Here is a 14,521-nt window from a genome sequence, read left to right as displayed (position 1 = left end):
ATATAATTAAGGAGATAGTGATGCGGGTGGGGGTGTTACTTTTGCTTTACAAATATACTAAGGAGAATTTCTAAATGAAAGAGAATATAAACTTCAACGAAATCATCATGTGAATTCTCTGTAAAAAGTATTGTTAATAGGCCGTTAAATAATATACAAATTAAGAGTTTAAGTGAATTGGATTAGGTGAGTGGGTATTGGGGTAAATTAAGCGCTACTAAGTCTCTTTTTTGCAAAGCAAGGCAATAAGCAGAATAATATCCTGCCTATTGCCTTAAAATTAAATCTATCTATTCATGTAAGCTCCACATCTATCACAATAGTCATTTAGATAATGTGTTAGTTCTCCACAGCTATCACAAGAAGTCCAACGAAATCTCACAAATTTATTTACAATACGTTTCATAGTGTCACACCCCCATATCATTCTTTTTAAATTCCTTCCATATATAGCGCTTATGAAGTAAAACAATAGGATACAAGTTAGCTAACATTAATGGTATAAATAGAGGAATTCCTCCGTAAACCGTAAAAGAAAGAAGTCCTGGTAAGAACACAAAGAAGATTCCTAGTTGAAGGTAGAAGTAAAGTATGACGACCCCAACCCCTTGCATCATTCGTTTTAAGATGCGATATTCCTTAATCTCGCACTGTTCTTCCCAATTAATCCTGCCAAAAATTATGTTCACATACTTGTGCATACTTTTCCCGAAAGGAACACTAATCACTGCAAGTAAAAAATAAAAAAACAGTTTTATAACTAGGAACTCTTCTAATGCTTGATGGGTCACTATATAAAGTCCTGTAAAGCCAATAAATGCATATAAGTATGGTCTAAGTGTATGCTCTATCTTACGTATCAACTTCTTACCTCCAAATTACTACCAAAGAAGCTCGTTGCACTCAGCAACTCACTCTATCACTTCAATATTTATCACATGTGCTAAGTCATGTTCATAGGAAAATGGAATAATCGACAGCTCCGTTACCCCCGCCTTCTTGCCGACAAGTACAGGAGAATTGCCTCCTGACGCATCCCATTCAACAGGACCTGCTGAAACCATTATATTGTCATAAAATTTATTTCTATCCAGGTTGTCTATCCTTTGAATCTCCAAGCGTTGCCCAACCTGAATAGTAATCGTAGATTCTTGTTCAAAATTTGCAGATACGGTGCCGTCTTCTTCCATGGAATACTCCAATACAATCGTATCTGTATCTTGTTCTCCGGTACTGACTGGCTTGGGTTTTAAATGTTCAGGAAGTGATCCTTCTGGTATCTTAACAATATTCCCGCTTGCTGCGGTCATTCCGTCAATGCCTTCCCCAAACGGGTTCCTCACAAGGTATACTTTCGTTTCTCCTTCAGCATAATCAAAGGTTGTCGCTTGATAGCCGACGGTAGTTCGTAAATCCATCTCACCTAAATATTCCAATTCATAATATTTTAGTTCCGGCCAGGTGAAATTAACCGGATCCTCAGGAGCTTGAGAATAAGCAATCTCATCAATATACCACTCAGTTCCATCTTTAATAGCCGTTAATATAACGTTAGAACCGAATTCAATATAGGCAGCTGGATAGACTTGCGGCATAATTACTGATTTAACCATGATTTTTGAAGGGGTGTTTTCTAGTATCTCAAACCTAACATCAAACTTTGGAGCATTTTCTAGTTTTCCGAAAGTAGAAATATTATTTCTAATAAAGGACTCATTATCTCTAGAAAAACGTTCCGTCACAAGAGTGGATACCGACTCTTCAAAACTGCTTAAATTAGCATCAACATACTCCGTAAGATTATCTGTTGGAGAGGGTGCGGCCATAAACTCCTTCGCTGACAAAAACCATTCTAAGTATTGATTCATTACACTTTGAATTTCATCATCCGTAAGCTTTTTTTGATCTTCCAAAACGATCGGAATGGTAACAGAATGTTCCTGTCTTGTCTTTTTGTCATTATAGGTAACAATAACCTCTGTCTGTTCCCCATCAGGCTCTGCCAGAGTAGTGATGGAAAGTTTATACTTAGCCTTTTTGCTTTTCGGATTCTTCTCATCCTTTTTGTTGATCTGGATAAACTTTGCCTTTGCAATATTTTTATCTAAGGTAGTGACTGTCATATCCATGACCTTATCCCCAGTCAGCAGGGAAGAATCAGAAGTTTTACCAGAGCCTGCATCTTTAAATTTACCAACTATATCAAGCTTTAATTCGCTCCCGGAGTTGGTATTGACACTATCTTCAGAAGCCTTCAAACTAACTAACTCCTTACAAGAATTGTATTGGAAAGCCGGATATTTCTTTTGAGAAATCACAAGTTCCCATAGCGTATAATCTTTTACAGAGTCTACGACAAAACTAGCACCTAATAAGAAACCGACATCAAAATTGGAGCAAAAAACAAAATCTGTATCATTTAACTTTTCTAAAGTTAAAGCAGTTTCATCAACCGGTAAACTGGACTGTTTACCGCCAATTTTTACTTCTCCATCCGCATAACCTTTCGCAGTACCCTCCATACCCAAACCTAATACGTCTCCACCTTTAAGGGCTATAGCAGCAAGTGGGCCGGCCTTTAAGGAAAGCATTCCACTGCCAATTACACTGGTACTGATTTCTCGATCCACCTTCATATGACCGTTATACTTACCTTTTGCTTTTACAATTCCAAACTGCTTCTGTACCGTTTTATCAACGGAAGCGAGGGACACTACTTTTCCTTTGCCGTCGATTCCTGCCGTCAAATTCACCCTATTTTCAATGAAGACCAGAGGAATCCCTGTTGGAGCAAGTATTTTCGCCAAAGGAATATCGCGTTCAATTAGCCAACCGTCGCGTTTGCGAATACCATTGTACTTTTTCTCTCTTTTTAATGTTTTAATGTAATCGCTAAGCTCAACCTCCATAGCACTCTCAACGCCCGCTTCCATTTCACTGGAATAGAGAGCATTTAATCGTTTTAGGCCACCTAAACCTAGCTGATAGTCCAATAGAAAGGTAGGATAATGCATATCCATATAGCCATCCAATTCTATAGTTGTATCTTCAATGTCAAACTTGAAATTTTTAAAGGAAAGTCTGATGCTTTCCTTATCAATTTTAGCTTTAATCTCTTTAGGAGGAGTATTTACCTCATATTCCCCCTTTTTCGAGACTGTCTCAGAACGGTCTGAACCAATCATATTATCTGGACTATAAGCAGTGGATAACTCAACATCCACCCCTTCAGCAGGAATAATTACCGTTTGATCTGTAAGCACTTCATACTCTTTATAAATATCTATACTTTCAAAAAGCTCATGAAATGCTGGAAGCTCAACTGCCAGAACAATCGAATCGTTCTCTTTTTTGGAAGAAATTATTTTATAAGCTTGATGATAACCAGCTATTAACTCTTCTTTAGGAATCAGAATAATATCTTCTTCAACCAGTAAAGCAGTTTCTTCATTGTTTTTTAATGTGATGACAGTATCTCCAACTTCTACTACATCTGTTTCTTCTATGTATATCAACGCTTCATTAAAAGAGACTTCTTCTACCTCGTCACGTGCGGTAACAAAAGCCATCGCAAACGGTTTACTTACTTGAAAACCATCTGTATAAGCAACTTCGCTCGAAATATGGACTTCATAATAAGCCCCTTTTTTATAATTTTCTGAAGGAGGAGAGATTTCAATCGTTTTTAATGAGTCACTTAAAACAACCGGAACATCCAACTCCTCCCCTTCTTCATCTAATACCTTTACATTTTTCTTTGTCACAGTAGCAGACTCTAATTCGTCATCAAATGAAATCTTCCAAACGTGATCAATAGGAACATCAAACTTTGTATCTATCATTTCATCCGGATCCATATTTTCAACATTATTCTCTAAAAGACTGTTGGCAGCAGTCTTGTCACTTAGAAAAAGAGAATAGCCCCCATAACCGGCCCCGAATACCCCGGCTATAATTAACAACCATAAAATTATTTTTTTCATTTTTTTAATCGTTCCCCTTTAATATGTAAAAAATATTATAAAACCTAAAGTTGTTACGTATAGGGGGATTTAAACCTCCCCTAATAAAAAACGCAAAAAGCAGGGAAATCCTCCCCTGCTTCTTACTTATGCTTGCTTGTGATTAAGCTCTTCCGCCGCTTCTTCGAAAACTTCTTTTATTAGGCCTTCATTAGTTTTAGTACTTTTCGTATAAATGAAGATCCACAAGATTAATAAGGCAATTCCTAAACCACCAGCAGGAATAAGTAAGGCAGAGCAACAAAAACCAACTATGGTACGAGCTGCCATTTTGTGTTTTCCTGTAAAAGAAACTTTTACTCTGTCATCCTGTTTCTTTATTAAAATGCTACCTTCACTTTTTGAAAACTTTGCAGAATGAAGAGGAGTTAGAGCTACTTTAATAGCCTTATTATCCTCATTTTTAATAACTGTTTGGTACTTATCTTCCAAATATGTAAGAATCTCACCCTTCACAGAGTCCACAGTATGCTGTGATCCGCGCAAAGTTTTGTTTACTACAAAACCACTCATTATGTATTTTCCCCCTATGTCTAATAGTTACAATCACCTATTATACATGAAGGAATAATATTCTAAAATACTTATTTTTAAACAATTTAAGAATATATAGTATTATTTTTCATTAAGTTTATATTAAATTATCTTTTCGAATATATTAAAATCTCAAAAAAAGAGGGTTGAGGGGACAGGCAGGCTGACCCGTCTATATATAATTTATTAAAACTTGAAAGTGTTTGTGTCGATAAGGAAATTCTGGCCACAGGTAAATCTAATTTAGGTAAGTGAGAAAGCAACGGACATTGAAGGAGACAATAAATTAGTCAGTATTTCCATAAAAATAGGTCCTTTTACTTACCAGTTTGTGATATGATACTAAAGTATTTTTTGAGAAGGAGTGTTAAATATGGATAAAGTACAATCTCTACAAGAAATTAATCTTCTATTATCCAAGGCGGAAAGAATCCAACAACTGGAAGCATTCAAACCGAGGGTTTCTTTGAAAGGGGTGACAGATAACGAACGTTCCTTAAGTGAGCAATATTACAAACGTTTTCCAGACTCTGGGAGAAAAAGAGAAATAAGTGAAAACCAGTTTGGTTTGATAGTATTGACATATATTGGGTTGTTAGTATTGCTATGCGTTATAACTAAAGACATAGAAATAATTATAATTTCTATCTTAGCTGGAGGAATTGGGATATTTATTATTATCTGGCCAATAATTTCGATAATAAATAATTATATCTTTAAATATAATAAAAAGAATGATGCAGAATATGAGAGACGTAGATTTGAATACATAAATGAACAAAAACAAAAATATAAAGAGTTACATAGTGAAGAATGGAACAAAATACAAAAAAATTTCAATGAGAATCAAGGGAAGCTAATCATTCAAATTCGTAGAGAAATGCAACAAAGAGGATTTATTAACCATTCTTACCATCAGGTAGAAACCTTACGCACCCTTAAAATATATTTAGAAACCGGCAGAGCGGATTCTTTAAAAGAAGCCTTGAATCTTTATCATTTAGAAAGAAATCATCACCAGCAACAACAATATATGCACGATACCATGCAAGAAATGGAAGACCGTTATACAGAGCAAATGGAAGATGTGGAGTGGCAATTCCAGAACGCAAACGAAGCATTCGAACGCAAAGTTAGCGGAATGGAAGATGAGATTGTTCGATTAAAAAGAAGAGAACGTTGAGAGACAGTCCATACCAATCAAAACAACTATACTGTATACAGAAAAGAGACTTGTCATCGCGACAGGTCTATTTTCTGTATTTTAGGCTAGCCAAATGAAAAGGAAGAAATAGCATAATGTGAACTTTATAACATAATTTTGGAAGCTTAACTGATTAGAAAATAGTCAAGTAACTGAGCGTAAAACCCTCCTGTTTCTTCAAATGTTACATTTATTTTACTTTTGTTACAATAAATACTTTGGTAAAATAGTGTTAATAAAATGTCTCGTAGTAAAATTGATTGGAGGGCAAAATGAGAGGTCTATTAGTCGGATTAATTCTAACCATTATCTTATTACTAATTCATGGTCGAGAAAGTTTTATCTACTATTCTCTTCCTTTAGGTGTGTTAATCGTATTCTTAACTAGCACTTTGCAGAGTAAAAATAATAGAAATAAGAATAGAGAAACTCAAATCCCAAGTAAGATTTCTAGTTTTTGTTTCTCAATGAGCATCCCCCTTGTGTTAATTCCACTTTTTTTAACACTCTAATATAATCTTACCTTTTGTCTTATTCTTTTTTCTCATATTATCTTGCAAATTATGAATCATTCTAACAGAGAGAGGTAAATCATGTTTAACTCAAATCAAATTACAGTTTCAAAGACTTCTATCTTTGGTTGCAGAACTATTTCACAGGCTTTAAATAAAGCAAAAGATGGTACTAAAATAATCGTACAACCTGGTATGTATAAAGAAAGCTTAACCATTAATGCAGCTGTAGAAATTGTAGGGAACTCCGAAGATGCCCCAGTCGTCATTCAATCCAATGATGACTATGCCATACGAATAAATAATTCAAATGCTAAATTAGAAAATCTTTCAATCAAACATGTTGGGAATGGGGATGCTGTTCATTTAAGCGGTACACCTATCATAGCCAACTGTTCTATTACTTCAGAAACAGGAAATGGAATTATAATTGTTGGCGATTCTTCTAAACCAACAATAGAAAATTGCGAAATAAGTACTTGTAATAATAGTGGGGTATATGTTTCAAACGGAGCTTTCCCTAAGATTATTGGCTGTAAAATACATCATAATAGCAACAATGGTATACATGCCGATGGTGCGTTTTTTAGTATTGTAGATAGCAAGGTTTATAGTAACGCTGGTAACGGACTATATCTTATCAATCAATCAAGCGGTCATATAAATGGCAGTGAAATATATAAAGGAAGTAAAAATGGGGTATCAGTCGAGACAAATAGCAACCTTCTAATAGAGAACTGCCCAGTATACAGCCATGAAGAAAATAATATCAGGGTTCATCAAGATGCTACCATAACGGTGAAACACTCTGAAATATATCAAAGTCGTTTGTCTGGAATACTCATAGACACAGGCGCAAAAGCCACTTTGGAAGGTTGCACAGTTTACGATAATAAATTGCACGGCATTAATGTAATGGATAAAGAAATAATGGTAAATGAAAGTACCCTATATAAAAATGGAGTTGCCGGTATTTATTTCGGAAATACTTCTACTGGAATAGTAAATAATACCGAGATAAAAAATAACTCTGTAAATGCTTTAATCGAAAGTGAAAACAACCCTTCTTTCCAAAAATGTGATATTCATAGTGGAGAAAACAATGGAATACATATTAAAGAGAAAAAAACAGGAACGTTTGAGAACTGTACAATTCACCATAATAAAAAGGTTAACGTATTGGTTAAAAAGTATGCTAATCCACAATTGAAAGCTTGTACCATTCATAACTCCGATGAGGGTGGAGTAACATTTTTTGGAGACGGTGTAATGGAAGATTGCCATGTCCATACCAATAAATCGCACTCGATATTTATTGATGGTGGAAATCCCATTATAAAAAACAGTAAGTTGTACGGTTTTTTTCGAAACGATAACCATGGAGAAGGTAAAATTCAGGATTGCCACATCTCTAATGAAGTTGGTTATGGGGTTGTTATTTCAAAATATTCTTATCCTGAATTTACTCAATGCAAAATTTCTGATTGTGCCAATTCAGGTGTATTCATCGATAAGAATGGGATAGGGTATTTTAATCACTGTCAAATTTCCAATAACTTAAACTGTAATGTGCAAATTATAGAGGGGAAAAACCCTTTATTCCGTAACTGTACAATTGTAGATAGTCCAGGTTTTGGCGTATCACTTACCAAAAGCACAGGTGCCTTTTTTGAGTGTTCTATAAGAAATAATGTAAAAGATAATAATGTCTGTGAGCAAAGTTATCTAAATTTAAATGAAAAGACGGTAAAATCAACTTCAGTGGTTAATGGAAAGGATAGTAAAGGAAGCAAGCTGAAAATAGTTATGTATAGCAACATGGAGTTTAACGATATTCGCTTCCCGGTTGAGCAACCAGACCTTGTTATTTTATTAGGTGGAATAAATAAATATACTATTAGAAGGATTGATCATTATTACTCTGTTCCAAAGTTAGCAGTGACACATTATTATGAAAGAAACAAAACAGACCTTTTCGTAGATACTGACATTATATATTTAGATGGTAGAACGTTTGATTACGAGGGAGTAACATTTGCAGGATTTTCGCTACAAGGGTCCACAATTGATATCCCTGGATTCAAGAAACTTTTTGAGGATAATGGAAAAATTGATTACTTCTTGGGCGATTGCAAAATACCCTTGTCAATAAATGATCCTTATGATTTCTTTAATGGTAAAGAAAAATTAAGTGAGATTAAAAAATACGAATTGGAAGACCTAGTAGTTGAAATGGGAGTAAAAGGGTATATTTATAGTTCAGATAATTACTATGTGCCTAATTTTACTTCAAAACTTGATGAATTATTAAAGGTAGAAGAGTTTAAAGGTATGGAGATATATTATAATATTGGAATGCATGAATTGGAATTAAAACCCAAGTTAATGAAAGACTCTAGTAGTAAAGTGTCAGCTAACCAAACTTCATCTGCCTCCACCACAAACCCGGAATTGCAAACTATCCTAGATGAAATAGATTCTCTAATAGGTATGGAACCATTAAAGCAAGATATTAGAGAAATGATTACCCTGATTGAGGTAAATAAACTAAAAGCATCTCTAGGAGTGGGTAGCCCGGAACAAATAATGCCGGCTGCTCCCCATACTGTACTCTATGGAAACCCGGGGACCGGAAAAACAACCGTAGCAAAGTTGTTTGGAAAGCTATATAAAGCAATGGGCCTGTTGGAGAAGGGTCATGTTATACAGGTTAACCGAGAAAAACTCGTTGGAGAATTTATTGGTCATACCGCTCCTAAAACAAAGGGGAAAATTGACGAGGCTATCGGTGGAGTACTTTTTGTTGATGAAGCATATGAACTAACAAATAAAGGCGGAGGTAACGACTTCGGCTTAGAGGCTATTGCTGTTTTATTAGAAGAGATGGAAAGCCGACGTGGAGAATTTATGGTCATTGTTGCTGGGTATGAAAAAGAAATGCAACAATTTTTAGAATCAAATCCAGGTTTAGATAGTAGAATTGCGAAAAAAGAATACCTGGAAGACTACACGCCTGAAGAAATGGTAGCGATAGCTAAAAAGATGATCCATGAAAAAAACCATTGCCTGAGCGAACTAGGTGAAAAAGCACTATTTGATGAATTTACCCTTTTATGGAGAAAAAGAGACCGCTTCTTCTCTAATGGAAGGACAGTACGAAATATTGTCGAGAAAACTATCCAAAAACAGTCTAATAGGTGTTCAAGCATTCCACGGGATCAGTGGACAAAAGAGTTGCTAGAAACGTTAAATGAACAAGATGTGTTAGCGGCGACAAAACGAGTCGAAAACAAGCAATTCCAAGTGCCAATTAATGAAGAGCTGTTAACCGAAGCACTTGGGGAATTAAATAGGATGATTGGTTTATCAAACGTCAAAGAGGAAATAGAAAAACTCGTTACCCTTGTTCGTTACTATAAAGAAGAGAACAAAAACATTCAAGAGCTTGCACTTCATACCGTATTACGAGGTAATCCCGGTACAGGTAAAACAGAAGTAAGCAGAATCATTTCCAAAATCTATAAAGCACTCGGAGTATTAGAGCGTGGAAGCCTCATTGAAGTTAATAGAGATAAATTAATTGGGACTCATGTTGGGGAAAGTGAAAAACTCATTACTCAATACATGGACCAAGCAATGGGGGGGACCCTCTTTATTGATGAAGCATATCAGTTAACACAATACGGTGCCGAGGACCCAGGACACAAGGTTATTGAAATTCTTCTTAAAAGAATGGAAGATGATCGAGGCAAATTCTTAGTTCTTGTAGCTGGTTACGAACGGGAAATGGAAAAGTTCTTAGATAGCAACCCAGGATTAAGAAGAAGGTTTGCCAACCATCTGACTTTCGAAGACTACACACCGGATGAACTAATGAAAATAACAAAACTCATTCTTAGTGAAAAAGGATATTCTTTAGCAGGTGGAGTAGATGAAGAATTACACAACTATTACACGGAATGCTATAACGGTCGTAACCATACATTCGGAAATGCTGGGTTTGTTAGAAACATCGTAAATAAAGCAATAAAAAATGCCGACTTCCGAATTGCAAGAATACCGAAAGAAAATAGACATGCAAACCATATGAACGAAATTCTTTTTGAAGACATATTGGTGCGAGCATAATTAATCATAGAAGGTTAAGGAGACAGGCACGTCCACCCGTCAGCAAATTCATGTGAAAAAGTAAGGTCTGAGGATTTTCTCAGACCTCTTTATATTAAATCTTTTTCGAATAATTATTTCTAAACAAACGTTTGATTAATATTTTTTTTTCCGTTGGTACGTGATGGATTAGAGCCCAACGAGTAATATTGACTATTTTCGCATAGTATAGTGAGATAGTTTTCAAAGGTTATCGCCAATCTATTTACTATTTAATATAACAAGCCCTACAGATTATTATATATTTTGTGGTTTAGGTAGATAAAGTACATGATATCTTTCTGAACCCCTATTTATCTTTTTCTATCCATTTATGATGTGTTGTAAGGAGAGAATACCATAGCTTGTCATAATTTCTTGAGGAAAAAAACTTTCTGTACAAAATAACTATCCTATTAAATCGTTTAGAAGATTACAATTATTGGTAACTAAAGAAGATATACGGGTATTTAACAGTTATTTAAGGAGGGGGCTGTTTGAAGAAAAAAGAACCATGCCTAAATATGAATATTAAGTCAGCTAACAGTAGTAATAAACAGGACATTGCTTCTACATGAATAATGTATCCAAAAAAGCCCAGTGGATATTAGCCATTATCATATTTCTAGTTCATATTCTTGCTTTCGAAATTGAAATCTATTATTTAAAAATAGATAACCTTATTTTAAAAGCTTTATATTTATTTACATCTGCATTCGTTCCCTACCTAATAGCTAGATTATTTATTCTTCCAAAATTAAAGCATTAAAAAGGACGGAAGCAAAACCTCCGTCCTCATACTTATTTTATTAAACTCTCCACCATTGCCTTTACCTCATCCGACACAGCCTCTGCTCCACCTAAAATAGTAGAAGTCTTAAACTCTCTATCTTTGATAATAGAAGCAGTTTCTGCAGGTAAGTGATCTTTTCTCGTTAGGACAAGTAGGCTATCAGTCTCTACCGCATACGCAGATCCGGAGAGAGCATCTGCAAAGTCATAGCCTGTTGCTACAACAAGATGGTCATTGTCTAATCCAAAATATTCGGCAATTTCAGCCGCAGTGTCATAGCGATTTTCGCCACCGATTCTTGTCTTTTGCTTATTTGGTAGTTGACTGAATACGCCACTTGATACGGCACCTTGCCCACCAAGAACGACCACTTCTCTATATCCTTTAATAGCTTGATATGTTTCACTAGGCAAGGAGTCTTGACGTGTCAAGAAGATTGGGTACCCGTGCTTCGCCGCATAAGATGCGATCGACAAGGCGTCAGCGAATTTTTTTCCATCTACCAAAAAGGCTCTGGACTTCTGACCGCCGACTTGTTCGGCTACTTTTACTGCAGTATCATAGCGAGATTTTCCTGAAATTCGCTCTACGGTTAAGCCTTTCTTCTCTAGCGTCTCCGATACATCAGAAGAAATGGCTGCTTCTCCACCTAATATAACTACTTTGGAAGCACCAAGTCTTTCAATTTCTGCTAATGTCTTATCCTCGATCTTATTATTTTTTGTAAGTAAGATAGGCGCATCCAGTTTTTTCGCCAGTGGTGTACCTACTAGAGCATCTGGGAAAGCGTCTCCTCTTACTAATACAACTGTGTCGGCTCCATCAGCCCAGCCTTTTTCAGATATAGCAATTGCTGTTTCATAGCGATTGGCACCTCTTACGCGCTCCGTTACTTCCTCTTTTACTACTGCATTTTCTAAAGTTGCAATGAAATCGATGTCTGTTTTAAAAGGTAACAAGCGATAGTTCCCTGATTCACTTGGACCGTTTGTAAATAAAGAACTTCCCCCATCATAATGGGAAGACTGCCAATATCTCAAACCAGTTGATTTATTGAAGACTAACATCACTTCTTCATCCATCTTTACTTTTAACGGTTCTTCAAACACGTAAGTCGCTTTCATACCAGTTCTTGTACTGTTGATTTGATATGGTTCTGATTTTTCTTCAGAGTAATGTGCTCTACTTAAAGGAAGAGAGTCAAAGGAATATGCTTCGTTGCTAGTTGTTGTAAACTCATACTTTTTATCACCAAGTGTATCAGAGTCCCCAGGTGCATCGCTCGGTTTATAAGCATCCAGGTGCTCCGGAATGCGATTAGGGTTAAAAATAAACACGGTGAATTCTTTTAACAAGGCATATTCTGCGTTTTCATTGATTGTTCCAGTACCCTCAATTCCTTGTTGGTAAGGGGTAATGGACTGACCGATATAGTTAGCCCAACCATCTGGTGTAGCGGAATCGGTTTTGGCAATGGTGAATTCTTCGCCTGTACCTACTACATAATCAGCAGGCTTAACTTGTATTTCTGGTTGAATATTCAGCGGCTCCTGAACTATTTCTTTACCATCCACACTGAATCTTACTTCACTTAATCCGACAGAACGGATATCCCCATGGTTGGAAGTGAAAACAAATTTTATAAACTTAGCATTCGTAGCATTGATTGCTTTGATTTGTGCTGCTAAAGGCTGTCCTGCTTCATGCTTTTTCAATTCAATCGACGTTAATTTCGTAAAGGATGCGTCTGTAATTGTCATATCAGATGATACATAAACATCTATCCCTTTTGCACCCATCTTTTCAAGCTCGGCATCAAGGGAGCCTTCCCCATATTGCCAAATTAATGCATTCTTAATGTTAACACGTTGGCCGAGGTCGAAGATTAAGTACTCTCCGCGTTCTTCTAGAGGTTTCACGTTTGTCTTATCGCCTTCTAAATTTCCATTTTGTTTTACCCCTAAGTACTGGGAATTCCACATGCCATCCTTGGCACTTTTGAAGCTATTACTATTGTGGATTGAATTTTGATCCACTTCCGTCTGTCCTTCATACCCTTTTATCCCAGACCCGTCCGTAAGCTGAGAAGGTAATCGTTCTCCCCAACGCTCTTCAAAAGAGGAGAATCCCGCAACAATTGGCGTAATAATGTCTCCAGGTGAGAAAGTACTGCTTTCATTATTAAAACGGCGTTCAAATTCAAATGTCTCTGTGAACGCATTATAGCGATCAGTCATAAAGTCATCGGTATAAGGGGAGTAGGTCGTATGAGATAGAGTATCATTATTTAAGTCGAACTCTATCATACGCAAGTAACCATTTCCGCCTTTCGTACCCCCTTGATAGTCAACTAGGTATTGATTAACCTCTAGGCCTTCATTATTTGTACGAGTGATATTAAACGCACCGTGATCATGCCCATTTGCAGTCATAAAAATTTGGTTGTTTTTGGAAATAAATTCATCAAAAATATATTGTGGCGAATTTCCATCCGTTTTTCTCACATATGGGACATTAGCCTGCGCTCCGTCCGGCTGAATCAATGTGTGCGTAATCAATATCGTCGGTTTATCCTGATGGGCATCAAGAATACTTTGCCCCCAAGCCAGGTCCTCATCAGTTGCATCAATGTTTAAAAATAAAACTAAAAACTCACGGCCTTCTGCAGCAAAAGTATAAGCGGAATTCAGTTCATTCTCAGAGTGAGACAAGTAGCCTGGCTTATCTTCCATGCGACTTTTTCCAAAGTACTTCACATAGTTCGCACCGTTTCCACCCATGTCGTGGTTTCCAATCGTCACACCATATGGAACATTTGCATCATCCATCATTTTCATAGACCGATCCGCATTATCCCATTGGCGTTGCTCATTCCCATCCACAAGATCCCCAACATGCATCACAAATTGAATATCTTCTTCCTGATAATTACTTGCTAACCACTCCGTCTGAGCATCATAAATCTCTGGAAAATGGTTAGAGTACACTTGTGTATCAGGCAAAATTACAATCTTGAACTTGCCATCATCCTCTAAACTGCCCTCAGCTTGCGCAATAGGAACTTGTAAAATACTAGATAATAGCAAAAGTACAACAAGACCAAAAGAAAGAAAACGTGTTTTCATAGCAACCGATCCCCCATTAAATTATTTTTACAAATTTAATGATAGATTACGATAATTAATGCCATGTTGATTTTTTGTAAGGGTGTGTTAAGGAGGGGTAAAGGTTTGTTACTGGGGTTTTTTATGGCTTTATTTGAGTCATTAGGGACTGAACCTTGAATGAAGTAGGAGTTCTCAATGGTCAA

At 36.3% G+C, this 14,521-nt stretch carries 6 protein-coding genes; 2 read left to right on the top strand and 4 right to left on the bottom strand.

The genetic code is table 11. The features are described 5' to 3' along the window. Positions 1-410: 410 nt before the first annotated feature. From B4U37_RS20010 to B4U37_RS20000, 3 genes are all read right to left on the bottom strand, one after another. Entirely contained in the window at positions 411-863 is a 453-nt protein-coding gene (locus tag B4U37_RS20010; protein WP_088019668.1) for a hypothetical protein, read from the bottom strand. A gap of 48 nt (positions 864-911) precedes the next feature. Continuing rightward, positions 912-3,983, bottom strand: coding sequence for a hypothetical protein (locus B4U37_RS20005; protein WP_088019667.1), 3,072 nt, complete (start codon positions 3,981-3,983; stop codon positions 912-914). Positions 3,984-4,109: 126 nt separating this feature from the next. Further along, complete coding sequence (locus B4U37_RS20000) at positions 4,110-4,535, bottom strand: hypothetical protein (protein ID WP_088019666.1); 426 nt, start codon at positions 4,533-4,535, stop codon at positions 4,110-4,112. Positions 4,536-4,929: 394 nt separating this feature from the next. On the opposite strand from B4U37_RS20000, the gene B4U37_RS19995 reads away from it, so the two are divergent. Beyond that, positions 4,930-5,739 carry a hypothetical protein gene (locus B4U37_RS19995; RefSeq protein WP_088019665.1) on the top strand — a complete coding sequence of 270 codons (810 nt, stop codon included), beginning with the start codon at positions 4,930-4,932 and terminating at the stop codon, positions 5,737-5,739. A 614-nt stretch (positions 5,740-6,353) separates the two neighbouring features. Beyond that, complete coding sequence (locus tag B4U37_RS19990; protein ID WP_088019664.1) at positions 6,354-10,400, top strand: right-handed parallel beta-helix repeat-containing protein; 4,047 nt, start codon at positions 6,354-6,356, stop codon at positions 10,398-10,400. A gap of 819 nt (positions 10,401-11,219) precedes the next feature. Here the strand turns inward: B4U37_RS19990 and B4U37_RS19980 are convergent. Beyond that, positions 11,220-14,336, bottom strand: a complete 3,117-nt coding sequence (locus B4U37_RS19980; protein WP_088019662.1) for a cell wall-binding repeat-containing protein — start codon at positions 14,334-14,336, stop codon at positions 11,220-11,222. Positions 14,337-14,521: the final 185 nt, after the last annotated feature.

Origin of the sequence: Sutcliffiella horikoshii, assembly GCF_002157855.1 — a bacterium.
GTDB classification, from domain to species: Bacteria; Bacillota; Bacilli; order Bacillales; family Bacillaceae_I; genus Sutcliffiella_A; species Sutcliffiella_A horikoshii_C.
This window is presented reverse-complemented; position numbering and strand designations above follow the sequence as displayed.

What these genes read in the sequence shown, in the direction of transcription:
- B4U37_RS20005 (WP_088019667.1), bottom strand. Translation starts at nt 3,983, where the DNA reads ATGAAAAAAATAATTTTATGGTTGTTAATTATAGCCGGGGTATTCGGG.
- B4U37_RS20000 (WP_088019666.1), bottom strand. Translation starts at nt 4,535, where the DNA reads ATGAGTGGTTTTGTAGTAAACAAAACTTTGCGCGGATCACAGCATACT.
- B4U37_RS19995 (WP_088019665.1), top strand. Translation starts at nt 4,930, where the DNA reads ATGGATAAAGTACAATCTCTACAAGAAATTAATCTTCTATTATCCAAG.
- B4U37_RS19990 (WP_088019664.1), top strand. Translation starts at nt 6,354, where the DNA reads ATGTTTAACTCAAATCAAATTACAGTTTCAAAGACTTCTATCTTTGGT.
- B4U37_RS19980 (WP_088019662.1), bottom strand. Translation starts at nt 14,336, where the DNA reads ATGAAAACACGTTTTCTTTCTTTTGGTCTTGTTGTACTTTTGCTATTA.